Here is a 25,796-nt window from a genome sequence, read left to right as displayed (position 1 = left end):
CGGCCAAGATCACCGATGCCGCCGTCCGAGGCGCTGCAGGCGGTGCGGGCCGTGGTGAACCCGACGCCACTCGACCGCAGCCCACCTCCTCGAACGGCGGCGACACCGTGCCCGCGTCGGCGGGGTGCGGCTGTTCCGAGTGAGCGGACTCCAGGCGGGGGCGTCGACGTGCCCCCGCCTGGAGCGCCTGGCTAGGCGAACACCACCAGGTACGTCGCCAGCACCCCGAGCAGGTAGACCGGGTAACCGACCCGTGCCGCCCTGGACAGCCGCCGCTCGGCATCGTCGCGCTGGAGCGAGGCCATCCGCTTGCGCAGCATGGCGACCAGCACGCACCCGACGGCCAGCAGGATGAACGCGTAGTACCCCCACTCCAGCGCCACCGTGTAGCTGACTGACGGCAACTGCGAGGTCACGTTGTTCAGCAGCACGGCGGTGCTGAGGATCGCGGTGATGCCCATCGACACCGGCGCGGTGCCGTCGGAGGCCTTGAAGAACAGCGACAGGTACGTGACGCAGATCAGCAGCACCAACGGCAGCAGGTTCTTCAGCAGGAACGGCAGCGTGTCACGGACGATCTCCACCTCGCCCGTGTACTGGCTGTAGTAGATGCCGTCGGCGGTGCCGGCCGCGGACCCGTCACCCAGGGCGTCGCTGCTGCCGACGGTCCGCTGGAAGAACCGGGCCGAGGTCGCCAGCCAGTTGGGGATGGCGTTGATGCCGGCCTCCGCGTCCGCACCGCTGCGCAGGTGGTGTTCGGCCGGCTTGTCCAGGATCTCCTTGTCGGTCACGTACACGACCTGGTCGGCGGTCCGCGTCCGGTTCTGGAGCACGACCTTGAGGTGCTGGTGGTCGAACGGGAAGCCGCGGAACTCGAAACCGTTCTTGAACCGGTCGGCCACCCGGTACAGCCGGTAGGTGCCGTCCGGGCCGGTGACATCGCGCAGCGGATCGCCGAGCTTCAGGTCCGGCTTGACCGCGTTGACGAACTGGACGTCGGCGGCGGTGTGCGGGCCGGTGTACTTCAACCACAGGAAGAAGTCCACGAAGTAGGTGCCGTCCCGGGTGTCCAGGTCGCGCACCTCGTTGAGGTTGATGCCGGTGGCCACCACCTGTCGGCGGGTCAGGTACCGGTCGCCGATCGCGATCACCGTGCCGTCCGCCAGCGCGGCGCTCAACACCTGCTCCGACGGCGGTTCGTAGATCGTCAACTGCACGGGCGCGGAGACCAGCCGGGAGCCGTCGCTGGTCACGAACGACACCGGCATCTGGGCGGAGCCGTTGGCGGTGAAGTACAGCGGGCCGAGCAGCGCCGGGAACGCGTTCTTCCGGTCCTTCAACGCCGCGAGGCCGTCACGCAGACGTTTGCGGTCCTCGGCCCGGTTCGCCGGTGCGAGGCCGATGCCGTTCTTGGTGATCACGTGCAGGCCGACGTTGAGCGCCTGCCGGGCGGTCGCGGCGTGCCAGCGCGGGCGTTCCCCGTACCGCCGCTGGTAGTTCTCGGCCCAGGTCAGCGCCGGGCCGGACAGCGAGTCGTGCGCCATCGGGGTCGCCAGGTGCAGGTCACGCGTCGCGCCGCCCAGGGCGGCGTGGAACGCGGTTGTGCCGAGGGCGGCGGTGCCCAGGATCGGCGCGTCGATCCCCGCGCCGCGCAGGCCCTTCACCAGGGGGACGCCGTTGCGCTCCTCGGTGGCCAGCAGGACCGGAGTGCCGGGGGCGAGGGCCTTCACCTGGTCGATCGCGGCCTGCGGGTCGTCGGTGACGGGGAGGGCGGCGACGACCTCGCCGAAGCGCCCGAACGAGTCCGCGAACGCGGCGTGGGCGGAGCGGCCGGACTCGTTGTCGTCGTAGACGACCGCCACCCGGTCGGCGTGGAGCACCCGGGAGGCGTAGGCGGCGAGGAAATCGCCCTGGGTGCGGTCGCCGAACATGCTGCGGAAGTACCACTCGCTGCCGTCGGTGACGCCCGCGCCGCTGGCCGACGGGGTGATGGCGGGGATGCCGGCCGCGCGGTAGAGGGGGGAGGCGGCGAGGGAGGTCACGGTGACGCCGTGGCCGATGACGTACAGCGCCTTGTCCTCGCGGACGATCTCCTCCGCGATCTGCTTCGCCCGGTCGGGCTGGTCGGCGTCGTCGTAGACGAGCAGTTCCACCGGGTGGCCGTTGATGCCGCCGTCCGCGTTGAGGTCGTCCAGGCGCATCCGCACGCCGCGTTCGAGGTGGGCGGCAGCGGCCGGGTCACGTCCGGTCATGCCCGCGACCAGGGCGACGTGCACGGGGTCGTCGCCGACGCTGCCGGTCGCCGTCCACACACCGACGGTGGTCAGCACCACCAGCACCACGACGCCGATCGCGATCAGGTCCTTGGGCCTGCGGCGGCGCCTGGCGGGCGGGGCGACGGGGTGTGGGCGGGGTGGCTCGACCACGTCGCGCGCCTCGACCGGCGCGGTGGGCTGGATGCCGCGCAGTGCGCGCCGGGCCCGGTCGGTGTCCGGGTCGGCTTTGATCGCGTACGCCTTGTCCAGGCAGAACAGGCGCTCGGCGTTGTCGGTGACGAGTTCGGCGAGCCAGCGCCAGGCCGGTTCGTACTCGGCGTCGTTGGCCAGCGCCACGCCCAGCAGTTCGCGGGCCGCCTGCGGGTCGGTGGCGCGCAGGCTGATCGCCCGGTGGGTGAGCGTGACGGCGGTGTCGGGCTTTTCAGGCACGGGGCGGAGGTTAGGAAATCCACCCGGTGCTCGATGGATGATCCCCTGATCGGGACACCCTCACCCGATCAGGCGGTGTTCGGCGCGTAGGTGAGGTCGAGGACGCCGGTGGACAGGACGTGGGAGTGGGACAGCGTGAGTGTCATCTTCTTGCCGCTGTCGGTGAACAGGCGCTTGCCGCCGCCGGCGACGATCGGGTGCTGGAACAGGCGCAGTTCGTCGAGGAGGTTGTTGTGCAGCAACCATTGGACGAGCGTGGGGCTGCCGTTGACGAGGATGTTCCTGCCCGGCTGTGCCTTGAGCGCGCGCAGCTCCTCGGCGAGGTCGCCCTTGATGACGGTCGTGTTCTGCCAGTCCGTGGAGTCCAATGTGGTTGATGCGACCAGCTTGGGCGTGTTGTTCATCCAGTCGGCGAACGGGTCGTCCTCGATCGTCCGTTGTGGCCACGAGGCGGCGAAGACCTCGTAGGTGCGGCGGCCGAGAAGCAGGGTGTCGGCCGCTTCCGCGTCCGCGCCGATGGTCTCGCCGATCTCGTCGTTGTACATCACCCACTTCTCCGGTGACTCCACGACACCGTCCAGCGTGATGAACAGCCAGGCGACGATCTTCCTCATGGCATCTCCTTCAGGCGTGCGCGGTTGATCCGTCGGATCGTGCCACGCGAACGGCCGGAGAAGAGCTGTCCACTGTGGCGGGTCAGTCGCGGTTCTCCTCGATGTGCATGGCCTGGTGCTCGGGGCCGCCCGGGTAGCTCGACCCGGCTTCGTCGGCGATGGCCGTCGGCTCGTCGTCGGTGAAGTCGCCGTCGTCGTCGGGCTCGGTGTACTGGGGTGCGGCCGCCTCGGCGTCGCGTTGCCAGGCGCGGTCCTGGCCGGTGCCCCGCCGCATCTCCAGGCCCTCTTGCTGTTCGGACCGCGTTCGGTCGGTCCGCGATCGTTCGTCGGCCATGGATGACTCCTTTCGAGTGGGTGACACCCTGTCGGATTCCCCCGGTGGGTTCCCCGCCGCGTGGGCGGGTATCCGTTTCGGCCATGGGTCGTTTGCCTGGGCTCGTTTGCCACGGGTCGTTTGCCGGGGTGTCTGCCGGTGAACCCCGGAAGACATGACGAGGAGCGCCACGACGGCCGTGTCGGTCGACGCGTGGGGTGTCGACTTGGCCGCGGACCTCGGGATACCCGACGAACCCGCCGGGGTGGTGGTGTTCGCGCACGGCTCGGGCAGCTCACGGCACAGCGGGCGGAACCGGGCGGTGGCCGAATCGCTGCGCCGGGACGGGTTCGCGACCCTGCTGCTGGACCTGCTGACCGAGCGTGAGGAGCGGGAGGACCGCGTCACGGGTCGGCTGCGGTTCGACATCGGGCTGTTGGCGGAGCGGGTGGCGGCGTCGGTGGAGTGGGCGTCGCGGTACCGGGTGACGCGGGGGCTGCCGATCGGACTGTTCGGCGCGAGCACCGGAGCGGCGGCGGCCTTGGTGGCGTCGGCAGGGACGTACCTGGTCAGAGCCGTGGTGTCGCGCGGCGGCCGGCCGGACCTCGCGGGTCGTGCGCTGGCCCGTGTGCGTGCGCCGACGTTGCTGGTGGTGGGTAGCCGGGACGAGCAGGTGCTGGACCTGAATCGTGCGGCGGCGGAGCAGTTGGTGGCGACGTGCCGGATCGAGGTGGTCGAGGGCGCGACGCACCTGTTCGAGGAGCCGGGCGCGTTGGCCGAGGTAGCCCGCCTGGCGGGCTCCTGGTTCCGTGAATACCTGTAACCCACAGGCCGTCCGACCCCGCCCGCGACCGACGTGCCACGCTCCCCGCCCGTGACCGACGTGCCGCCCCGCCACCGCCCGCCACCACCCCGCCGTCGAGACACATGCTCGCCACCCACACCGACCTGACCCCACACCGATCTCGCCCCACGCCGATCTCGACAGTCCACAGTGGACTGACCGTCACCGGGGAGCGGACTGACTATCGCGGGGCGAGCCGACGGTCGAACCACGCACGGGTGCGGCGCAGGACATCGAGCTGGTGTGCCCGTTCACGGATCGAGTGGTTCTCGCGCGGGTAGACGACGTACTCGTGCTCGACGTCGAACCGGACCAGCGCGCGGTGCAGGAATTCGGCTTGCGAGACCGGCACATTGGTGTCCTCCTCACCGTGCATGATCAGCACGGGGGTTCGGACACGAGCAGCGTGCGAGACCGGACTGAGCCGATCGTGCGGATGCGGGCCGACACCCTCCCACCCCGCGCTACCCGCCAGGGCCGCCTCGAACGCGCCACCCTCGCCCGTAGCGGCGAGCATGCCCCAGTCACTGATACCCGCGCCGACCACCGCAGCCTGAAAACGATCAGTCCGCGTGACCGCCCACGCCGCCATGAACCCGCCGTGACTCCAACCAGCGATGCCGAGCCGCTCAGGGTCGGCCACACCGTCGCCGACCAGCAGATCGATGCCGGCCACCACGTCATCCCACTCATCAAGGCCGACCGCGCCGGTGACAGATGCGGCGAACTCGTGGCCATGCCCCGCACCACCGCGCGGATTGGGCAGGAACACCGCGTAGCCGGCGGTAGCGAGCCACTGTCCGGAGGGGTGCCAGGCAAGCGCCAACCGATCGGCGTGCCGGTCGTACGGGCCGCCGTGGACGATGGTGACCAGCGGGAACGGACCGTCGACGCGCGTCCGGCCCGGTGGCAGGAGCAGCAGGCCGTCCAGCGGCAGGCCGTCGGGCGCGCGGTAGGCGAGGCGTTCTTGCCTGCCCCAGCGGACGGCGGTGAGTTCGGGCCTGGTGCGGGTGAGTCGGCGCAATGGCCCGGCCTGTGGCCCGGCGTGGATGTCGGCGGGGCTGTAGGCGGTGCTGAGCACGGCCGCGATCGTGTCCTGGGTCGCGGTCACGGAGCCAGCCGAGCCGGTCAGGCGGGACAGCTCCCGGAAGCCGGTCGGGGTGAGGGCGTGGACGGTGGTGTCCAGGCCGTCCGCGAACAGCGCGATCACGCCAGGGCCTGCCTGGGCCAGTTCGGTCGGGCAGGTCGTCGTCCCGGCCGTCAGGTTCCGGTGCGGCGGTGTTCGGTGGGGTGGTGTTTGCGCCAGCGGTGTTTCGTGTGGCGGTGTTTCGTGCGGTGATGTGTGGGCCGGTGATGTGTGGGCCGGTGATGTGTGGGCCGGTGGTGTGTGGGCGGGTGGTGTGTGGGCGGGTGGTGTGTGGGCCGGTGATGTTGGGGCCCATGGTGCTGGGGGCGGTGGTGGCGTCGGGTTTTGGGTGGTGTGGGTTTCGGGTGTCGTGTGGGGGTCGAGGTCGGTGGTTGGTCGCGGTCCTCGTTGTTTCAACCGACGTTCGAGTTGGGAAATAACGGCGTTTCTGTAGGTCGTTGGGTCAGGATCACCCGATTGTGTATCCAGGTCCGGTATGGGGAGGTCGAACACGGCACGTCCGCCGACCAGGGTCGGCGGGGTCGTACCTAGGTAGGCCAACCGCCATCCGTGATCATCATGCCACCACACTGGGGATGACGCCTCGACGTGCGCGGGACCGAGGTTGTGTGCCTTGCCGTCGTGCACCAGGTGTAGCGCGGGGCGGAGTAGGCCGGGGTCGATGGCTGGTGTTTCCCAGGTCAGCACGGCCAGTGGTCCGCCAGTTGGGCGCTGGGCCAGCTCGACTACGTGTCGATCGTCGAGGCCGGGTGGGGTTTCTAGCTTGCCGGTGGTCAGGTCTAGTAGGCGGAGTCGGGCCGGGGCGGGCCGCTCGCCCCACACCTGCGCGTCGTCGCGTTCGGCCGCTCGTCGGGCGTCCTCCTCGGTCGGTTCGTCGTGCGCGATCACGGCGACCTGCGGCCGGCCGGTCAGGGGTAGGTGGTCGATCACGGCTCCGCGCCAGGTGGTCAGCTGTTCGATCACCCCGTTGTCCAGTCGGACGCGGTGCAACTGAGGGCATCCGCGTTGTGCCGCGTCCGACAGGTAGTAGATGGCGGTCGAGTCGGGTGACCAACGGGGGCGCGACTCGTCGGAGAGGGAGGGGGAGGGGGAATCGGGGGTGGGGGTGGAGTTGGTTGGGCGGTGGGGTGGTGCGCTGCCGTCGGATGGGACCAGCCACAGCTCGCTCACCGGGTGTTCCCCGATCCGCCCGACGGGGACGACTACGAAAGCGATCCACTTGCCGTCCGGGGACAACACCGGATTGCGCGGCTCCCGGCCGTCCACGATCATCTCCGCGGTCAGCTCGATCATGGCCGCCAGGCTAGGCCAATACCAGTGATTTAGTGCCTATTCGCAGGTCGGAAGCCTTTGGCGGCGTCATGGAAGCGGTGGCCAGCGCGGCGGCCAGCCGAGAAGTGAACCGTCACGGGTTTGGGACCGGCTTCGGTTTCAGACCAGCGCCGGTCGGCGTGGCGGTTGTTGAGAGTAGTACGCGGCTTCGTACTCGGCCGGGGGCAGGTAGTCCACCTCGTCGTGCCGGCCCGCGACACTGCAGGACCGCGCCCAGTCGGGCTCCCGCCGGGAACGCTCGTAGCCCAGCTCGGGCAGATCGTGCCGGGCGAGCGCGGGAAACCGCCCGGCGGGCAGCTCCCCCGTAACCGCCGCCCGCCAGACCGTCCAGATCCCGCACGAGCCCGGTGACGCCGCTCACGAGCCCGGCGAGGTCGGTGCGGTGACGGCGCGTCAGGGTGTCGGCGCCCTGCATGAGGGACCAGGGCACGGTGATGCCGAGTTCGATCGCACCGCCGCGCGTCCACAGCCCATCGAGCCCGATGGCCGCCACGGGCGTGTGCTTGCCGTACGGGAGCCGGCTCAGCAGCACCGGCCACGGTCCCGTATCGCCGGGCCGGTAGACATCCGCGCGCAGCACCGTGCCGTCACGCATCTCCGCCGGAACGTCGAACTCGATCTGGATCTCCGCCATGTACCGCTCCCTGTGCGTCTTTTGCGGTGTGCTCGGGTGCGGCGGGCGTCAGCCGGCCAGTTTGTTGAGCTTGCGGATCTGCTTGTCGAAGACCCCGGCAGGAGCGATGCGGCGCAGCATGCTTGCGCGTCCGGCCATGGAACCGGCGGTGTAGCGCAGCTTCGGTTTCGGGGCGGTCGCTGCCTCGACGATCACCTTGGCGACGATGGCGGGGTCGTCGCCGTCCTTGATCGCTGTCTCCATCATGCGGTCGAAGGCGCGCCGCTGGTCCGCGTAGACCTCCAGGGGCGTGTCGGGCCGCGGGCTGTTGGCCTCGAATCCGGTGCTGGTGTAGGCGGGTTCGACGAGAAGCGCCCGGACGCCGTACTCGCGGACCTCGTGGTCCAGGGACTCGGTGTACCCCTCGATCGCGTGCTTGGAGGCGGCGTAGGCGGCCATGTAAGGCGAGGGGAGGAAGCCGACCACGGAGGAGAGGTTGATGATGCGTCCGCGTCCTTGAGCGCGCATGTGGGGCAGGACGGCCTTTGTCATGCGCATCACGCCGAAGACGTTGACGTTGAAGATGTCCTGGGTCTGCGCGACGGAGCTTTCCTCAACGGCGCCGATCGCGCCCATGCCGGCGTTGTTGACCAGGACGTCGATCCGCCCGGACCGGTCGACCACTTGTCCGACCGCGGTGGTGACCGACTTGTCACCGGCCACGTCGAGGTCGAGGAACGTCACACCGTCGAGCGGGGTGACGCGCGAGGTGTCGCGGCTCGTGCCGACCACGTCGAAACCCGCTTCGACCAGCGCGAGCGCGGCGGCCTTCCCGATGCCGGAGGACGCACCCGTCACAAGTGCCACCGGACGATTCGTGGTCATCATGAACTCCCGTACTCAGTGAGAAACCGATCGGTTTCCACCACTGTAAACCGATCGGTTTCCACGCGCAAGCGCGAACACCACCACGAGACCGGACCGCGCCACCGGCCGCGTCCGTCCGGGAACCGCGTGATGCGTCAGCGCATGCCTGCCGTGTCGAGCAGGGTGGCCACAGTGGGCGCTACGAGCCCGGCCAGGGTGTCGGCCTGTACCCCCGCGCGGGCGCTGGCGCCGTCGAAGACCAGGCTGAGCTGTCGGGCCAGCAGGTCGGGATCGCTCACGCCACCCTGTTCGGCCTCGGCACGGAAAAACGCCGTCAGGTTGGCCTTGACCTGGTGGGCCACCCGGCTCGCGGGGTGGCTCTGATCCTTGAGTTCGATCTGAACAGCCAGGTACCGACAACCTCGGAACTCGGGCGCACCCGCCTGCGACTCCATCTGCTCGAAGACGTGCAGGATTCGCGCGCGGGGTGACCGGCCATCGTCCGCCGCGGGCAGGAGGGTCGCCACGTAGGCGGAGGCGCGCTCCTCCAGGCTCGCTGCCAGCAGTTCGTCCTTGCTCTCGAACAGCTGGTACAGGGAGCGCTTCGACACCCCCGCCGCCTTGCAGAGCGCCTCGACGCCGATGCCGACACCGTTTCGGTAGGTGAGCGTGGCCGCCGCCTCCAGCAGTCGCTCCCTGGTACTTGGCTTCACTTCGGTGGTCATGCTGCGAGGTTAACTCGATGCGGACGAAATGAAAACCGATCGGTTTCAGGGTGTGCCGGGGCGATCGGTTTCATCTGCAAGGTCAAAGGCCGGGTCGTCCTCCACGCCGGCCCGTCACCGAGTCCCGTTGCCGCCCGTAAGAGGGTGGTGGCGCTCCCGGCGGATCTGTTCTCCGATCGAGTCGATACACGCCCGACTCCGCCATGGACTGTCCAATGTGGACGGACGCCGGGGTGACCGGATGGCGGGTTCCTGCTTTTGGTCTAGTGCTAAACCGGTTGAGACGGGGATTTGTGGGCTGAACGGAGCAATGTCGGCCAGGTGCTGAACAGGCCTTGGTCGATGCTCGTACTTCCCCATGAGAACGGGTCACCCCGCCGCGCAGGTGCACTCGCCTCTCCCCACACAGGAAGGTGGTTCATGAGGCACACACGTCCCCAGCTCGGCAGGAAACGCGCGGTTGTGGTCGGTGCGGTCGGCGTTGCGGCGATGGTCGCGATGGCGGTGGCCGCACTCGCCACCGCAGGCGGAGACCAGGCGGAGCAGGCGATCGTCTGCCCGTCGCCGGTCGGTGCGCTGACCGCGGTGCCCGAGGCGGCGCAGGCCGAAGTCACCCGCGAACTGGCGAACCTGGACAAGCAGCTCAAAGAGGCCAACGAACGGTTGGTGACGTCGGCCGGCGAAGGCGGTCCGGCCTTTGTGGACAATGCGATCCTGGGTCCGTTGGCCAGCAAGCGGACCGCCGCCTTGGATCGGATAGCGATCGCCATCGGCCGGGTCGACGAGAAGCCGGAAGGGTTGGAGCAGTTCGCGAAGTGTGCGTTGGGTGAGGCCGGCGATGTCGTCGACGTGACCGCGGCCCCGCCCGCGGACGCGCCTGCCGAAGGTGAAGGCGAGCAGGTGATCGAGTGCCCGTCGCCCGTCGATGCGTTGGCCGCGGTGGAAGTGCCGGCTTCGGCTGAGGCCGAGGTCGAGCGGGAACTCGCGAATCTCGACAAGCAGATCCAGGAGGCCAACGACCGTCTGGTGAGCACGAAGGGTCAGGGTGGGGCCAACTTCGTGGACAACGCGATCCTGGGTCCGTTGGCCGACAAGCGGACGGCCGCGCTGAACCGGATCGAGACCGCGATCGGCCGGGCCGCCGAGAAGCCGGAAGGGTTGGAGCAGTTCGCCGAGTGCGAGCTGGTGGAGGCCGGTGCGGGAGCCGGTGAGGAAGGCGAAGCCGGTGAAGAAGCCGGTGGGATGACCACGACGACCGCTCCGGCCGCCGACGAGCCCGCGGACGGTGAGCAGGTCATCGCGTGCCCGTCGCCGGTGGATGCCATTCCCGCGGTGCCTGCCGCGGCTCAGGCTGAGGTGACCAGGGAGCTGGCCAACCTCGACAAGCAGATCCAGGAGGCCAACGACCGTCTGGTGAGCACGAAGGGTCAGGGCGGGCCGAACTTCGTGGACAACGCGATCCTGGGTCCGTTGGCCGACAAGCGGACGGCCGCGCTGAACCGGATCGAGACCGCGATCGGCCGGGTCGCCGAGAAGCCGGAAGGGTTGGAGCAGTTCGCCGAGTGCGGGTTGGCGTAAGCGGATCAACTCGCGTGGAGAGGCCGGTCCGGGCATGCCCGGACCGGCCTCCGGCGTTTCTGGCGCGAACCGGCCGGCCCGGCCGGAAGTGGTCGAGTCCTTGACCGAACAGGGCGTCCCGGTCGCGGGGAATCGAGGCGGTCGTGAGCCGCCGTACTTCCCGATGCGTTGCAGGAGAACGGGTCGAGGTCCGGCTGGAGTGAGGCTCACGCGACCTTCGGTGCGGCGCGCATCCCGATGTAGCAGCACTTCCGGCCGTCCGTCAGGGTGGAGAACACGACCGGCATGTACGCGTCGCTGAACGACGGTCCGGCGCCCGAGGCGGCGAACACGGTGTCGGTGACCGGCAGCAGGTCCATGTCCATCGACGGGTAGGCCTTCATGCCGTCCACGAACTCGTAGCGCAGGTGCGGCGCGCCGGAACGGGTGCCGACGGTGATCACCACGCCTTCACGGCGGTAGGTGCCCAGGTGCGGCGTGATGTCGGCGTCCACCTCGCGCGGGCCGAAGGGCTCGGGCACGGGGACGCCGGCGGTTTCCGCGAGTAGTTCGCCCAGCAACGCCGTGGCCAACGGCCGTGCGCCGCCGCCGTTGGTGAGCAGGGCGACCGCGACTCCCGCGCCGGGCACCACACGCAGATAGGCGTACTGGCCGGTGGCCGCGCCGTCGTGGCCGAAGCCGGGCGTGCCGTCCCAGTCGTAGAGGGTCCAGCCCAGACCCCAGCCGTCGGCGCTGACGGTCCACTTGTCCGGCACGTCGACCTGCCGCTCCTGCATCGCCGCGACACCGGCCGGGGTGAGCACGGACGCGCCGCCGTCGAGGTGCGCCTTGGCCAGCCGGACCACGTCGGCGGCGCTGGCGCAGACGATCGCGCCGGGACCGAACCCGCGGGGCATCATCTCCCACACCGGGGCGGGGTCCGGGTCCTGGCCGGGCTCGCCGAGGTGGCCCATGGCGGACCGGAAGCGCAGCAGGTCTTCCGGCAGCATCATCGTGTGGTCCAGGCCCAGCGGCGCGAGGACCCGCTCCTTCAACGCCTGGTCCCACGTCATGCCGGTCAGCACCTCCGCGATGCGGCCGAGCACGACGTAACCAGAGCCGCTGTAGGACACCGTGGTGCCGGGCGGGCAGTCCTGGGCCAGGTCCGCGCAGCCCTCGACGTAGCGGGCGATGCAGTCGTCGCCGCGCCCGGTGTCGAGGTGGAAGTCGCCGCTCAGGCCGCTGGTGTGGGACAGCAGTTGGCGCGGGGTGATAGTCCGGCTCGCCTCGGCGTCGGCGACCGTGAAGTCCGGCAGCACGTCGCGGACCGGTGCGTCCAGGTCGAGCAGGCCGGCTTCGACCAACTGCATGATCAGCGTGGCGGTGTAGATCTTGGCGACCGAGCCGAGTTGGAACACCGAGTCGGCGGTGGCCTCCACGCCGGTGCCGCGGTTCAGCACGCCGGTCGCGAACTCGTGGATCTCGCCGTCCACCAGCACGGCCAGGGTCGCGCCGGGCACGTGGTTCGCGGCGCGCAGCTCGTCCAGCCGGGCCTGCCAGTGATCGCGCTGGAAAGTCATGGGGTTCTCCTCGTCCGAGCATCTTGCGAACGCTGTTCTCATCTTGCGCACACTGTACGCAGCGGGACGATTGTGCGCAAATGCGCACGTCGTGCGCTAGTCTCGGTGGTGAGAGGAGGCCCCCATGCCCGAACCGACCGTCCCGTCCGTGTGGGCCCGTCAACGCCGAGCGCGCGAACAGCCGGCGTTGAGCCAGGACCGGATCGTGTCCGAGGCCGTGCGGTTGCTGGACGAGGAAGGTCTCGAAGCGCTGAGCATGCGGGCCCTCGGGACCAGGCTCGGCGCCGGCGCCACCTCCCTGTACCGGCACGTGGCCAACAAGGACGAGCTGATCGAACTGGTCGTGGACGAGGTCTACGGCGAGATGCGGGTGGGTGACGCCGACCCTGTCGGTTGGCGGGCTGTGGTCGCCGAGTGCGCGCACAGCCTGCGGGCGATGGTGCTGCGCCACCCGTGGGTCGCCTCGGTGCTCGGGCAGGTCGGGCTGGCGCAGCTGGGACCGAACCTGATGGCGCGGTCCGAGCAGTTGCTGGCGCTGTTCCGGGCGGCCGGTTTCCCGCCGGGTGAAGCCGACCAGGCCATGAGCACGCTCATCGCCTACGTCATCGGCATGACCACCAGCGAGGCCGCGTACCTGTCACTGCTCGCGCGCAGCGGCCAGACCGAGCAGGAGTGGGCGCGGAGCGTGCGGTCGACCGCCGAGCAGTCCGTCCGCGACCACCCCCGGCTGCGTGACGAGTACGCGGTGCGGCGCGAGGACGACCCGGTGAAGCTCCGGGAGGACAACTTCACCTACGGCCTCGACCGGGTGCTGGACGGCCTCGCGGCCAGGGTGTCCGGCTAACGCCGGCGCGGTCCGAACCTCATCGACATGCCCCGGATGCCGACGCTGAGCAGCGGGCGGTGGGGGAGGAGCCAGGACAGCGGCCCGGCCGGGTCGATGTCCCAGCTCGTCCGCAGCGCGGTCACGAAACCCTTGGCGCGCAACGGTGTCCGGGCCAAACCGCTGCCGAACGCCTGCCACGTCGACGTCGCCACCGGCAGCCACACGCCGATCCGCAACTGCCTGCCGCGCACCGAGGCGATCGTGCCGTTCACGTCACGGGCGGACGCGGTGAGCCCCCGTTCCCACTCGAACTCCGCCAACTCCTTGGGGATGCCCCACAGCTCACGCCCGCCCGCGCGGGACGCCGGGCTGTCCACCCAGATGCGCGTGATCGACACACCGAACCGCAGCCCCTGCCGCACCAGCACCGCCGCCACCAACTCGTGGTAGGCCAGGCCGGGCGGCTGGTAGTGCACGAACGCCGTGCCCACCACGGCCCGCCCGAGCACCGTCACCGGACGCACCGGCAACGGCGGTAGTGCCGTCGCCCTGACCAGCCACACGGACACGCACGCTCGGCCGTTCAGCTCCCACGGTTCGGGCGGATAGCTCACCATCGCGGCCCCTCGCTTCGGCGGTAGGCACGACTGTGCATCATTGTTGGGCCACAACGGCATTGCGCGCTCGACGAGCGGTGTACCGTGCCCCGACAGCCTGACACCCGATACGGGGTCGGCGCGTGGGGGATGGAACACAGCGTGAGCACGCTCATCGAGGAACGCGCGCCCGCCGACAGCGCGAGACCGCCGGCGTTCCGCACCGACATCCAGGCCCTGCGGGCGGTCGCGGTGCTGGCGGTGGTGGTGAACCACCTCTGGCCGGGCGGGCTCACCGGCGGGTACGTCGGCGTGGACGTGTTCTTCGTGATCTCCGGCTTCCTGATCAGCTCCCACCTCGACCGCGAGATCACCGCCACCGGCCGGGTCCGCCTCGGCCGCTTCTACGCCCGCCGCATCCGCAGGCTGTTGCCCGCCGCGTTGCTGGTCTTGGGTGTCAGCCTCGTCGCCGCCTACTTCCTGCTGCCCTACCCGCGCTGGGAGGCGACCGCGGCCGAGGCGTTCGCCGCCGCCCTGTACTGGGAGAACTGGCTGCTCGCGGCCAAGTCGGTGGACTACTCGGCGGCCAACGCGGCGGCGAGCCTGGTCCAGCACTACTGGTCGCTGTCGGTGGAGGAGCAGTTCTACCTGTGCTGGCCGGTGCTGTTGGTGCTGCTGTTCAAGATCCGGCGACGGCGGGCGCAGGTCGTCGGCATCACCGTGGTGGGCGCGGCCTCGCTGGCGTTCAGCGTCTACTACACGCAGGTCGAGCCGAGCCAGGCCTACTTCGTCACGCCGGTCCGGGTGTGGGAGTTCGCGCTGGGCGCGCTCGTCGCGTTGACGGGGTGGGGGCTGTCGAAGCGGACGGCCGGTGCGGCGTCGGCGGTCGGGTTCGCGATGATCCTCGGGTCGGCGGTGCTCTACGGCCACGGCACGCCGTTCCCCGGTTACCTGGCGTTGGTCCCGACCGTCGGCACGGTCCTGGTGATCGCGGCCGGGCGGAGTCCGGGACGGCAGTGGCACACGGCGGTCACGGCGTCGTCGCCCGTGCAGTTCCTCGGTGGCATCAGCTACTCGTTGTACCTGTGGCACTGGCCGCTGATCCTGCTCGCGCCGTTCGTGTTGGGCGACGCGTTGCGGGCGGGCCGGATGACCGCGCCGTACCTGGTGGCGGTGCTCGCGGTGTCGCTGGTCCTGGCGTACCTGTCGAAGGTGCTGGTCGAGGACCGGGGCATCGCGATCGGGCTGGGCACCGGTCGGACGTTCGCCGCGATGGTGGCGGGCGTGGTCGTCGTGTCGGCTGCCGCCGGCGGGCTGAACTGGACCTACCTGCGGCACGTCGACCAGGCCGAGCGGGACGGGACGGTGCAGCTGAGCGGGCCGTGCGCCGGTGCGCAGGCGTTGATCCCGGCCCACGGCTGCCCGAACCCGATGGGTCCGGCGAAGGTCGTGCACATGGGACCGGCCAACGAGTACTTCACGGCGCCGCCCGACTGCGTCGGCACCGAGGGGTCGGCCGACGTCCTGGTGTGCGACTACGGCGGGGGAGCGGAGTCGCCGGACGTGGTGTGGCTCGTCGGCGACTCGCACGCGCAGCAGTGGCAGCCGGCGGTGGCGGACCTGGCGCGGGAGCACGGTTGGGTGCTCAAGCTCGCCTACCTGGGCGGGTGCCCGTTCGCGGACGTGGCGTTCGTCGGGTTCGGCGACCTGACCACCGACGAGGCCAGGCGCACGTGCGTCGAGTGGAGCGCGCGGATGACCGACGTGATCGCGGAGGACCGGCCGTCGGTGGTGCTGACGTCGTTCTACGCGCGCAAGGAGTCGGTGGACGACGGCAGCGGCCGGTCGCAGACCGAGCAGTACCGGGACGGGCTCGAACCGCGCTGGCGGCGGTGGACCGACGCGGGGGCGCGCGTGGTGGTGCTGGCCGACCCGCCGCTCAACGGCGCCGTGCGGGACCACCAGTGCGTGGCGCTGCACCCGGGCGACCCGTCGGTGTGCGCGGTGGACCGGGGCACGGCCCACCCGGTGGACCCGTTGGCGGAGGTCGCGCGGACCAGCGGCAACCCCGGGGTGCGGCTGGCGGACTTCACCGACTACTTCTGCGACGAACGGCGGTGCCACGGGGTGGTCGGCAACGTCGCGGTGTACTACGACCCGGACCACCTGAACGCGACCTTCAGCCGCAGCCTCGCACCGATGCTCGACCAGGTGCTGAAGCCTCGGTAGCCGGACGGTGGCGCCTGAGGCTCAGCGGCGCGCGCTGCCCAGGCCTCGGCGTGGGCGTGCGGGTGGCGGTGGGGCTTCGGTTTCGGTGGTCAGGCTGGTGTAGGCGTCCAGCCAGCCGGTGGCCCGGTAGTCGCCGCGTCGGGTGAACACGGCCACTCCCGTTTCGGTCTCCGCCGGGTCGTCGTCCTCCGGGTACGGGATGGTCGCGGCCGACGTCGTGGGCGCGGTCCACGTCCGGCCTCGCCAGGCGATGGCGGTCGCGCCGGTGCCGTTGGTGACGGTGGCGCTGTCGCCGTGCGCGGTGAGGGTGTAGTTGGTGGTGCGTTCGCGCAGCAGGGCGGTGTAGCCGGCGTGGTCGAGGACGCAGCCCGCCGGTGAACGGCTCGGCTGCCAGTCCGGTGCGCGGACACCGCGTGCCACCGCCGAGCGCCACAGGGCCGGCACCACGTCCTTCAGGTGGGCGCGGGTGGCCATCTCCTCGCACATCCACAGCAACCGGCCCGCGCCACGGGCCGGCGCCAGGCTCCGCCAGCGGACGCGGTGGTCCAGGTCGGCGGCCACCACGGCGATCCACGGGTGCACGGTGCCCAGCACGCCCTGCGCGGCCAGCCACGCGAGGAACCTGGGCGCCTGCTCGTACACCGGGTGCAGGGTGGCCATCGGGATGCCGCCCGCCACCCGTCGTCCCCGTGTGCCGGGCTTGGCGGTGTCGAACAGGTGCGGTGAGCGGGCCACCAGCAGCAGCGCAGCCCACGCCAGGTCACCGGGTGCGGTGGTCGTCTGCGAGCCCAGGCCCTTGACCGACGTCGTGTTGGTGATCTGCGACGTCTTGCCGCCCGCCTTGATCACCGTGGCCACCGCCGGCCGCACCGGCTCCGGCACCGGGATGCCCGCCAGGTCCCGCACCGCGACCGACAGGACCAGGCTGAGCGCGTTCTCCGCCTCGTCCGGGTCGTGCGGCACGGGCAGCAGGCCCAGCGTGCGGCGCAGCCGGTGACCGGTGTGGGTGGACACCATCATCCGCGCGGTCAGCCGGCCGGGTTCGGTGATCGCCAACCGGCCGTCCGCCAAGGTCAGGTGGCCCTCGTCCACGAGGAACGACACCGCTTCCTGCACCGGTTCGAGGTCGTCGTCGCCTTGCGCGTGCGCCAGGGTCTCGACCCACCAGGCTTGGGCGTCGTCCACCGTGCCGATCCGGCCTTGCAGCACTTCGGCGAGCACGTGGTCGGGCAGCGAGTCGCGGATGCGCGAGTAGACCGAGTACCCGGCCACCAGCCGGGTCTGCCAGTCGGCGCGCTGCGTCTCGTCCACGATCAGGTAGGACCAGCCCTCGGTCTCACCGGCCCCGATGCGCCCGGCCCGGCCGAACATCTGCAGCACGGTGGAGGTGTCGATCGGTTCGCCGCCGATCGAGACGTCCCGGATGATCACGGCCCGGGCCGGCAGGTTCACGCCGGCGGCGACGGTGGACGTGGCCACCAGGACGTCGGCCTCACGTGCCCGGAACGCCCGTTCGGCGGCGTGTTTGTGCTCGTAGTCGGCGTAGTGCAGGCGGACGCCGACGTCCGCGCAGACCTTGGTCAGGCCGTCGATGTCGTCGGCGGCGACGGTGTGCACGGGGGCGCCGCGGTCGGCGGCGATCGCCATCGCGGTGGAGCGGACGTTGCGCTTGGAGCCGCAGAAGACCAGCACGCTGCCGCCCTCGGCGGCGTGCCGGTGGGTGAGGTCGAGGACGACCTGTTCGCGCCGGCGGTTGTTCGCGGCGAAGCCGGACGCGGCCGGGATCGTCGGCAGCTGCCACGTGACGCGGGACGGCCGCCAGGTCGTCGCGACCAGGTCCGCTTGCAGCCATTCGGCGACTTCGGCGGCGTTGGACACGGTCGCGGACAGGCCGACGATCCGCACCGGCGAGTCCGTGCCGCGCACGCGGGCCAGCAGCGCTTCCAGCAGCGCGCCGCGACCGGGGCTGCCCAGCAGGTGGATCTCGTCCACGACCAGGCAGCCGACCTCGCCGAGGGCGGCCTGGAGGGAGCTGGCACGGCAGATCGCCTCGAACTTCTCCGTGGTGGCGACCCACAGGTCCGCCGCTTTGACCGCTTCTACGTCGACGGCGTACTCGCCGGACAGGCGTTCGACCCGCAGGCCCTGGCTGCGCCAGGTCTCCAGTTCGCGGTCGAGTTCGTCGGTGAGGGAGCGCTGCGGGACGAGCCAGGCGGCCTTGCGGCCTTCGTCCAGGATGGTTTTGAGGACGGCGAGCATGCCCATCGCCGTCTTGCCCGCGCCGGTCGGTGCGGTGATCAACAGGTGCGAGTCGCCGTCCACCAGGTGCGGCGCGGCCTGGGCCTGGGCGGGGTTGAGCACGGGAAACGGCAGGAACCGGGCCCAGTCGGACGGCACGTGCCGCTCTACCGGCACCGGGTCCGGGACGTCGTTCGGGTCGACCGGTTCGTGCAGGTTCCACAGCATCTCGAAGGCGAGGCGAGCCGCCCGAGCCCCCTCACCGACCACCGCCTCACACCGCTCCGGCACCACGCCGCCGACCTCGGACAACCAGGCCGACGCGGAACTCGCGGACACCTCCTCCTGCTCCAACCAGTGCCGCACGGCCCGGAACGGCACCCCGGCTCGTTCCAGCCGCTCCCGCAACCCGTCGAACTCCGGCCGATCGGGCAACACGACCCGCGCGTCCACCCCTGGTGGCACGTCGAGCACGTCGAGCGCCGGGTCCACCGTCTTGCACCACCACACGGGCCGCGACTCCAGCGCCGCCAACGCCGGTGGCAGCACCGGTGCGCCCGCCGTGCGGGTCGTGGGCGCGACCTCGGAGCCGCTGAGGATGGACCGGATCCGGGCCGCCATCGCAACGGTGGAAACGCGTCGGGCGGGCCGTGCCGGGGTCACGTCCGGCGCGGTGCTGTTCGCTGCGAGGGCCTGCTGCTCCACCTCGGCGTCGCCCGCCGCCGGCCCGGCCTCCGGCTCGGCCTCAGCCTGTGGCCCGGCCTTCGCCCCAGTCCGCGAGCCGGCCCCGTTCCGCGAGCCGGCCCCGTCCCACGAGCCGGCCTCTGGCTCGACCTCAGCCCACGGCTCGGGCTCCGGCCCGGCCTGAGACCCGGCCTTCGCTCCAGTCCGCGAGCCGGCCCCGTTCCGCGAGCCGTCCGCAGCCCGTGAGCCGGCCTTGGCCTGCGAGTTCGAACCGGGCCTCGTCTCTCGTCCCGGCTCGGCGCTGGTCGGCGGCTGTGACTTGCGCTGCGGCTTCGGCCGTCGCCCCTCCTCGCTCGATCCCGATCCCGGCGCCGGCGGTGTCGAATCCGGGCCCGGCGGGTTCCGGCGCGTGGTCTGAGACCGGCTCTGGCTCTGGGGCGGTTTCGCGGTCGGCGGGGAGATGGCACGGGAGCTGCCGGCCAGGGCTTCCAGCTGGGCGTCTTCCGCCAGGCGGCGCGACACCGCGTCGGGGCGCAGCTCGCCGAGCACGGAACGTTGCGCGAGCTTCAACTCCCGCAGCGTGAACGACGCGGGGCACGTGGGGCACACGACCGCGGCCTGCAACTGCTGCCGTCCCCGGTCGGGGTGGGCGCGGTAGAGGCCATGGATCTCGCCTTCGCACTTCGGGCACCGCCGGTCGATGGGCACCGGCGACAGCTGCCAGCCGGGCTCGGCGTACCGCGCGATCGCGGGCTCCGGGCGGACACCCCACCTGGCCTGCACGACCCCGGCGACCGACGTGTCCACCACGGGCGACCCGTCCTCCACTCATCGCCTCCGTCCCGACCGCGGGCAATCGACCCCGCCGGCCGACACGTGATGCTATGCCGAACTCCGTGCGGACGGCCTCGGCGGTGAGGGGAGCGGTCAGACCGGGTTGGTGGCCACCAGCACCGGGATGTGCTGCTCTTCCTCCGTCAACGAGCCGTGTTGGCCCACGAGTGTCGTCAAATGCGGTTCGGCCACCGAGCGGACCACCGCCAGCGACCCCTTCGCCGCGACGACCAGGTCACCGATCCGCGGCAGCACGTGGTCCGCCACCCGAGGGCCGAACCAGCCCGCGGCGACCGCCTCCGACCGCGACGCGACCCACGCCCGGTCACCCAAGCGCTCGCTCCACCGGGCCCGCACACCTTCCACCGCGGAGGTGTAAACGTGCCGGACCCGCGCCTCGCCGCCCAGCACCCGCACACCGTCCTGCAACGCGGCGTCCGTGTCGAAGTCCACCCGGTCGTCCGCCGGCACCATCCCGTGGTCCGCCGTCACCACCAGCGCACCCCCGGGTGGCAGACCGTCGGCAATCGCCGCCGCCAACCGGTCGACGAACCGCAACTGCCACCGCCACGGCTCACTCCCCGGCCCGTAGACGTGCCCGAGCCCGTCCAGATCCGAGTGGTACGCGTAGCAGAGCACCCGGTCCTCCGACCACAACGCCTCCGCCACCCGCGTCACCATGTCACCGAACCCGAGCACTCCCTGGAACCGCCCGCCGCGCAACACCGCCCGCGTCAGCCCGCTGTCCTTCTGGTCCCGGGGCAGCACGAGCCGCACGGCCACCCCCGCCTCGGCCGCCACCTCGAACGCCGTCCGCCGGGGCTGCACGTCCTCCGGCACGAGCACGGTCCGCAGGTCCACGTACTCCGGCACCCCGTGCCGGGTCCACCGCAACGCGTTCAACACCTCGTCGCCATCGGCGAACGACAACCCCACCAACCCGTGCTCACCGGTCGACAGCCCGGTCCCCAACGCCGCCAGGCTCGTCGCCGTGGTCGACGGGAACCCGGCCGTGATCGGCGACCCGGCCAACGAAGCCAGGAACGGCGCGTCGGTCTCGTGCTCCCGCAACAACCGCCACCCGAGACCGTCCACGAGCAGCACGCACACCCGCGACGAGCCGGAGATGCCCAGCACGTCGACCATCCCGGGCACACCCAGCCCGGCGAGCAACGACGGCACGACGTCGGCCAGCGAACCAACCCCGTACCGGGGCACCAGCGGGTCCATGACACCCGACCCTAGCCCGCCAACGAGGATGTCCGACATGGAAACCGAACGGATCGGCCCACCGCTGCGAGGCGGCGAACGCGAGACGCTGCGCGCGTTCCTCGACTACCACCGCGCCACCCTGGCCATGAAGTGCGACGGCCTGTCCACAGAGGAACTGCGCCGCCGCTCCATGCCACCGTCCACGCTCACCCTCCTCGGCCTGGTCCGGCACATGGCCGAAGTCGAACGGACCTGGTTCCGCCGAGTGATCAACCACGAGGACATCCCGCTCGTGTGGTCCGCCGACGGCGACTTCCAGGTCGCCTACGACGCCTCCACCGCCACCAGGTCTGAAGCCTTCGAGGCGTGGCAGACCGAGGTCGAGCACGCGCGGCGGATCGAACGCGAGGCCGAATCCCTCGACATCACCGGCCACCAGCCCCGCTGGGGCGAGGACGTGTCGCTGCGCCTGGTCATGCTGCACGTCATCCACGAGTACGCCCGGCACAACGGACACGCCGACTTCCTGCGCGAGGGCATCGACGGCACGGTCGGCGCCTGAGGCGTCACGTCTCCGGAGAACTGCGGCGCGAGGTAGCCCACCGTCACCCGCGCCCGCCGTTTCGGCCCGCCGGTCGTCCACACTCTCTCCGCCGTCGGCGGCGGGATGTCGGACCTCGCCGGCAGAATCAAAACAGGGTTCCCCTGGACGGGGACCCCTGCGTAGCCCGGCCGTCGGCCCGGTGGTCGGTGTGCGTTCGAGTTTCGGGCGGTGGTGATCGGAGCTAGCGTCGGTGTATGCCGTCGACCGAGCGAGCCACGGACGACCTGGAATTGCTGGACGCCTACTGGCGTGCGGCGAACTACCTGTCCGTCGGGCAGATCTACCTGCTCGACAACCCGCTCCTGCGCGAACCGCTGCGCCCGGAGCACGTCAAGCCGCGGTTGCTCGGGCACTGGGGGACCACGCCCGGGCTCAACCTGCTCTACGCGCACATGAACCGGGCGATCCGGCAACGTGACCTCAACGCCCTCTACGTCACCGGGCCCGGTCACGGTGGTCCGGGGCTGGTCGCGAACGCCTACCTGGAGGGCACCTACAGCGAGGTGTACTCCGGCATCGGTGAAGACCTGGACGGGCTGCGCGCGTTGTTCCGCCAGTTCTCCTTCCCCGGCGGCATCCCCAGTCACGTCGCGCCGGAGACGCCCGGCTCGATCCACGAAGGCGGCGAGCTCGGCTACGCCCTCCTGCACGCGTACGGCGCGGTGTTCGACAACCCGGATCTGCTGGCGTTGTGCGTGGTGGGGGACGGTGAGGCGGAGACCGGGCCGCTGGCGGCGAGTTGGCACTCGAACAAGTTCCTCGACCCCGCCCGTGACGGCGTCGTGCTGCCCGTCCTCCACCTCAACGGCTACAAGATCGCCAACCCCACCGTGCTGGCGCGCATCCCGGACGACGAGCTGGCGTCGTTGCTGCGCGGCTACGGCCACACACCGCACTTCGTCGTCGGCGACGAACCCAAGGCCGTCCACGAACAGCTGGCGTCCACTTTGGACCAGGTGTTGGACGACATCGCCGAGATGAAGAACGCGAAGCAGCGCCCGCCGTGGCCGATGATCGTGCTGCGCACCCCGAAGGGCTGGACAGGGCCGAAGGAAGTGGACGGGCAGCAGGTCGAGGGCACGTTCCACGCCCACCAGGTCCCGCTCGCCGCCACCCGCACCGACGCCGGGCACCGCGACCGACTGGAGGAGTGGCTGCGCGGCTACCGGCCCGAGGAGCTGTTCGACGACAACGGCCGGCTGATCCCCGAGCTGCGCGCCCTCGCGCCGACGGGCGACCGGCGGATGAGCGCCAACCCGCACACCAACGGCGGCCGGCTGCTGCGCGACCTCCGGATGCCGGACTTCCGCGACCACGCGGTGACCGTGGACCGACCGGCCGCCACCAGCAGCGAGGCCACCAAGGTGCTCGGCGGGTTCCTCCGCGACGTGATGCGCCGCAACCCGGACAACTTCCTGGTCATGGGCCCGGACGAGGTGGCGTCCAACCGGCTGTCCGCGCTGTTCGAGGCGACCGGCCGCAAGTGGCGGGCGGCGACCGTGCCCGGCGACGAGCACCTCGCGCCGGACGGCCGGGTGCTGGAGGTGCTGTCCGAACACCTGTGCCAGGGCTGGCTGGAGGGCTACCTGCTGACCGGCAGGCACGGCCTGTTCACCAGCTACGAGGCGTTCATCCACATCGTCGACTCGATGCTCAACCAGCACGCCAAATGGCTCAAGACCACCCGCCTCATCCCGTGGCGCGCGCCGCTGGCGTCGCTGAACTACCTGCTGTCGTCGCACGTCTGGCGCCAGGACCACAACGGGTTCAGCCACCAGGACCCCGGTTTCCTCGACCACGTGGTCAACAAGAAGGCCGAGATCGTCCGCGTCTACCTGCCGCCGGACACCAACACGCTGCTCTCGGTGGCCGACCACTGCCTGCGCAGCAAGCACTACGTGAACGTGATCGTAGCCGGCAAGCAGTCCGCGCTGACCTACCTCGACATGCCCGACGCGATCGCGCACTGCACGCGCGGCCTGGGCATCTGGGACTGGGCGGGCACCACGGAGGGCGAGCCGGACGTGGTGCTGGCCTGCGCGGGCGACATCCCGACGTTGGAGACCCTGGCCGCCGCGAAGCTGCTGCGCGAGCACCTGCCGCAGCTGAAGGTGCGCGTGGTCAACGTCGTGGACCTCATGCGCCTGCAACCGGACACCGAACACCCGCACGGCCTGCCCGACCGCGATTTCGACGCCCTGTTCACCACCGACAAGCCGGTGATCTTCGCCTTCCACGGCTACCCGTGGCTCATCCACCGCCTCACCTACCGCCGCACGAACCACGTCAACCTGCACGTGCGCGGCTACAAGGAGGAAGGCACCACGACCACCCCGTTCGACATGGTGATGCTCAACGACCTGGACCGGTTCCACCTGGTCATGGACGTGATCGACCGCGTGCCCGCGTTGGGCGGCGCGGCGGCGTCGTTGCGGCAGCGGATGACGGACGCCAGGCTGGCCGCGCGCCAGTACACGCGTGAACACGGCGAGGACGACCCGGCGATCGCCGAGTGGACGTGGAGCTGACGTGCGGATTCTGGTGGTCAACGCAGGGTCGTCGAGCCTGAAGCTGCGGCTGCTGGCCGCCGACGACACGGTGGAGCGCACCGCCGACGTCGAACCGGACGTCGAGCAGCTCGGCTTCCTCGAAGACTGGCCGAGGCCGGACGCCGTCGGCCACCGGGTGGTCCACGGCGGCACCCGGTTCACCGACCCGGTCGTGATCGACGAGCTGGTCCGCCGGGCGCTGTTCGACCTGACCGCCCTCGCGCCGCTGCACCAGCCGAAGTCGCTGGCCGGCCTGGACGCGGTGGGCAAGCTGCTCCCGGACGTGCCGGCGGTCGCGTGCTTCGACACCGCGTTCCACACCACCATCCCCACCGCCGCGGCCACCTACGCCGTACCGAAGCAGTGGCGGGACCGGTACGCGATCCGCCGTTACGGCTTCCACGGCCTCTCCCACGCCTACTGCGCGCGGCGGGTGGCCGAACTGCTGTCGCCCGGCCTGCGGCTCGTCACCTGCCACCTCGGCGCGGGCGCGTCCCTGACCGCGATCGCCGACGGCCGCAGCATCGACACCACCATGGGCTTCACGCCGCTGGAAGGCCTGGTGATGGCCACCAGGTCGGGCACGGTGGACCCCGGTCTGGTGCTGTGGCTGGAAGAGCACGAGAACCTGTCGCCGCACGAGGTCGCCACCGCGCTGGAGGAGCGCTCCGGCCTCACCGCTCTGGCCGGCACCGGCGACATGCGCGAGATCGACACCGCGGCGGCGAACGACGAGCCGGACGCCGTGCTGGCGCTGGACGTCTACACGCATCGGTTGGTGGCGGGCGTCGCCGCCATGGCGGCCGCGCTCGGCGGCCTCGACGTGCTGGCGTTCACCGGTGGCGTCGGCGAGAAGTCCGCGACCGTCCGCCGCCGTGCCGCCGAACGCCTCGGCTTCCTCGGCGTCACCATCGACGCGGACCGCAACGACCACGTGGACGGCGACACCGACATCACCGGCCGGGACGCCGGCGCCCGGACCCTCGTCGTCACCGCGCGTGAGGACCTGGAGATCGCACACGGCACCCGTCAGGCGCTCAGTCGCTGATCGGCTTGCCGTTGCCGATGAACGGGTGGCGCCGGAACACGAACCACGCGTACCAGAGCAGCGCCAGGAACAGCGCCGCCCCACCGAACACCAACGCCTGCAACGGGCCGCCCGGCCGCGACACCTGGCTCAACACCACCGACAACACCGTGGTGCCCAGGCCCGTGCCGCACAGCAGCCCGGTGGCCAGGTGGTAGGCCGGGCGGGAGTGCACGTTGGTGCGCCACTTGTTCCGCCCGCGCACCCAGCTCTCCCAGTGCAGCACGTCGGACGCGGGCAACGCCGACCCGGACGGCACGTCCTGCTCGGGCCGCAGGAGCGCGTTCACCTTCTGCTCCAGCTCCCACAGGTACCACCGCGCCCGCCCCAACCGCTGCACCTCGCCGAACCAGACGAACCAGACGAAGACCAGCAACACCGGCGCCAGGCTCAGAATCCCGGTCCGCACCGGCACGTTCGACCACGACGCCAGCAGACCCGAGTAGATGACCGCGATCGCGGCCAACCCGTACGTCATCACGGTCTGCTGCGTCGACACCGCCGCCACCAGCTCGGTGCGGATGGTGTTGTACTCCGCGAGCATGAACGCGAGCCGTGCCTGCGGCCGGTCCACGAACGGCTCCGGCTCCGGGCGTGACTTCCATAACCCCACGACGACTCCCTCCCGCGCACCTGTGGA

19 protein-coding genes are annotated in these 25,796 nt (G+C 70.9%); 7 read left to right on the top strand and 12 right to left on the bottom strand.

The window, feature by feature from the left end:
- Positions 1-191 precede the first annotated feature (191 nt).
- The 3 genes from ALI22I_RS44190 to ALI22I_RS44180 form a co-directional block, all read right to left on the bottom strand.
- On the bottom strand, positions 192-2,705 hold the full coding sequence (locus tag ALI22I_RS44190; protein ID WP_077011539.1) for an ABC transporter substrate-binding protein: 2,514 nt from the start codon (positions 2,703-2,705) through the stop codon (positions 192-194).
- A 68-nt stretch (positions 2,706-2,773) separates the two neighbouring features.
- Positions 2,774-3,319 carry a dihydrofolate reductase family protein gene (locus ALI22I_RS44185; RefSeq protein WP_077011538.1) on the bottom strand — a complete coding sequence of 182 codons (546 nt, stop codon included), beginning with the start codon at positions 3,317-3,319 and terminating at the stop codon, positions 2,774-2,776.
- Positions 3,320-3,401: 82 nt separating this feature from the next.
- On the bottom strand, positions 3,402-3,653 hold the full coding sequence (locus ALI22I_RS44180) for a hypothetical protein (RefSeq protein ID WP_077011537.1): 252 nt from the start codon (positions 3,651-3,653) through the stop codon (positions 3,402-3,404).
- A gap of 154 nt (positions 3,654-3,807) precedes the next feature.
- Here ALI22I_RS44180 and ALI22I_RS44175 point away from each other — a divergent pair, with 154 nt between their 5' ends.
- Positions 3,808-4,455: a dienelactone hydrolase family protein gene (locus tag ALI22I_RS44175; RefSeq protein WP_077011536.1), complete on the top strand. Its 648-nt coding sequence runs from the start codon at positions 3,808-3,810 to the stop codon at positions 4,453-4,455.
- A gap of 202 nt (positions 4,456-4,657) precedes the next feature.
- Here the strand turns inward: ALI22I_RS44175 and ALI22I_RS54280 are convergent, their stop codons facing one another.
- From ALI22I_RS54280 to ALI22I_RS44155, 4 genes are all read right to left on the bottom strand, one after another.
- Positions 4,658-5,686: an alpha/beta hydrolase family protein gene (locus ALI22I_RS54280; protein ID WP_238598880.1), complete on the bottom strand. Its 1,029-nt coding sequence runs from the start codon at positions 5,684-5,686 to the stop codon at positions 4,658-4,660.
- Positions 5,687-7,028: 1,342 nt separating this feature from the next.
- A complete protein-coding gene (locus tag ALI22I_RS44165) occupies positions 7,029-7,589 on the bottom strand; it encodes a CocE/NonD family hydrolase (protein WP_077011534.1) in 561 nt (186 codons plus the stop codon).
- 48 nt (positions 7,590-7,637) lie between these two features.
- Positions 7,638-8,453: an oxidoreductase gene (locus ALI22I_RS44160; protein WP_077012057.1), complete on the bottom strand. Its 816-nt coding sequence runs from the start codon at positions 8,451-8,453 to the stop codon at positions 7,638-7,640.
- A gap of 137 nt (positions 8,454-8,590) precedes the next feature.
- Positions 8,591-9,160, bottom strand: a complete 570-nt coding sequence (locus ALI22I_RS44155) for a TetR/AcrR family transcriptional regulator (RefSeq protein ID WP_077011533.1) — start codon at positions 9,158-9,160, stop codon at positions 8,591-8,593.
- A 420-nt stretch (positions 9,161-9,580) separates the two neighbouring features.
- Here ALI22I_RS44155 and ALI22I_RS44150 point away from each other — a divergent pair, with 420 nt between their 5' ends.
- Positions 9,581-10,738, top strand: a complete 1,158-nt coding sequence (locus ALI22I_RS44150) for a hypothetical protein (RefSeq protein ID WP_077011532.1) — start codon at positions 9,581-9,583, stop codon at positions 10,736-10,738.
- Between the two features lie 206 nt (positions 10,739-10,944).
- Here ALI22I_RS44150 and ALI22I_RS44145 read toward each other — a convergent pair whose 3' ends face one another.
- Entirely contained in the window at positions 10,945-12,297 is a 1,353-nt protein-coding gene (locus tag ALI22I_RS44145) for a serine hydrolase domain-containing protein (protein WP_077011531.1), read from the bottom strand.
- A gap of 124 nt (positions 12,298-12,421) precedes the next feature.
- Here ALI22I_RS44145 and ALI22I_RS44140 point away from each other — a divergent pair, with 124 nt between their 5' ends.
- Positions 12,422-13,141 (top strand): TetR/AcrR family transcriptional regulator, encoded by a 720-nt coding sequence (locus ALI22I_RS44140; RefSeq protein WP_077011530.1) that lies wholly within the window; start codon positions 12,422-12,424, stop codon positions 13,139-13,141.
- Here ALI22I_RS44140 and ALI22I_RS44135 read toward each other — a convergent pair.
- Positions 13,138-13,800, bottom strand: a complete 663-nt coding sequence (locus tag ALI22I_RS44135) for an acetoacetate decarboxylase family protein (RefSeq protein WP_338013546.1) — start codon at positions 13,798-13,800, stop codon at positions 13,138-13,140. The two genes, ALI22I_RS44140 and ALI22I_RS44135, sit on opposite strands and share 4 nt — an antisense overlap.
- A gap of 81 nt (positions 13,801-13,881) precedes the next feature.
- Here ALI22I_RS44135 and ALI22I_RS44130 point away from each other — a divergent pair, with 81 nt between their 5' ends.
- Positions 13,882-15,948, top strand: a complete 2,067-nt coding sequence (locus ALI22I_RS44130; protein ID WP_238598878.1) for an acyltransferase family protein — start codon at positions 13,882-13,884, stop codon at positions 15,946-15,948.
- A 21-nt stretch (positions 15,949-15,969) separates the two neighbouring features.
- Here ALI22I_RS44130 and ALI22I_RS44125 read toward each other — a convergent pair whose 3' ends face one another.
- Both ALI22I_RS44125 and ALI22I_RS44120 read right to left on the bottom strand, forming a co-directional pair.
- Complete coding sequence (locus ALI22I_RS44125; RefSeq protein ID WP_238598877.1) at positions 15,970-19,698, bottom strand: DEAD/DEAH box helicase; 3,729 nt, start codon at positions 19,696-19,698, stop codon at positions 15,970-15,972.
- Between the two features lie 99 nt (positions 19,699-19,797).
- Positions 19,798-20,934 (bottom strand): alkaline phosphatase family protein, encoded by a 1,137-nt coding sequence (locus ALI22I_RS44120; RefSeq protein WP_077011527.1) that lies wholly within the window; start codon positions 20,932-20,934, stop codon positions 19,798-19,800.
- Positions 20,935-20,971: 37 nt separating this feature from the next.
- Between ALI22I_RS44120 and ALI22I_RS44115 the strand changes: the two genes are divergently transcribed.
- The 3 genes from ALI22I_RS44115 (at position 20,972) to ALI22I_RS44105 (ending at position 25,117) form a co-directional block, all read left to right on the top strand.
- The gene (locus ALI22I_RS44115) at positions 20,972-21,478 is read left to right on the top strand and encodes a DinB family protein (RefSeq protein ID WP_077011526.1); all 507 of its coding nucleotides are present in this window, start codon (positions 20,972-20,974) and stop codon (positions 21,476-21,478) included.
- A 236-nt stretch (positions 21,479-21,714) separates the two neighbouring features.
- On the top strand, positions 21,715-24,048 hold the full coding sequence (locus tag ALI22I_RS44110; protein WP_077011525.1) for a phosphoketolase family protein: 2,334 nt from the start codon (positions 21,715-21,717) through the stop codon (positions 24,046-24,048).
- Between the two features lies 1 nt (position 24,049).
- Positions 24,050-25,117 (top strand): acetate/propionate family kinase, encoded by a 1,068-nt coding sequence (locus ALI22I_RS44105; RefSeq protein ID WP_077011524.1) that lies wholly within the window; start codon positions 24,050-24,052, stop codon positions 25,115-25,117.
- Here ALI22I_RS44105 and ALI22I_RS44100 read toward each other — a convergent pair.
- Positions 25,107-25,769: a hypothetical protein gene (locus tag ALI22I_RS44100; RefSeq protein ID WP_143532759.1), complete on the bottom strand. Its 663-nt coding sequence runs from the start codon at positions 25,767-25,769 to the stop codon at positions 25,107-25,109. The two genes, ALI22I_RS44105 and ALI22I_RS44100, sit on opposite strands and share 11 nt — an antisense overlap.
- Positions 25,770-25,796: the final 27 nt, after the last annotated feature.

This window comes from Saccharothrix sp. ALI-22-I (assembly GCF_001984175.1).
Taxonomy (GTDB): Bacteria; Actinomycetota; Actinomycetes; order Mycobacteriales; family Pseudonocardiaceae; genus Actinosynnema.
This window is presented reverse-complemented; position numbering and strand designations above follow the sequence as displayed.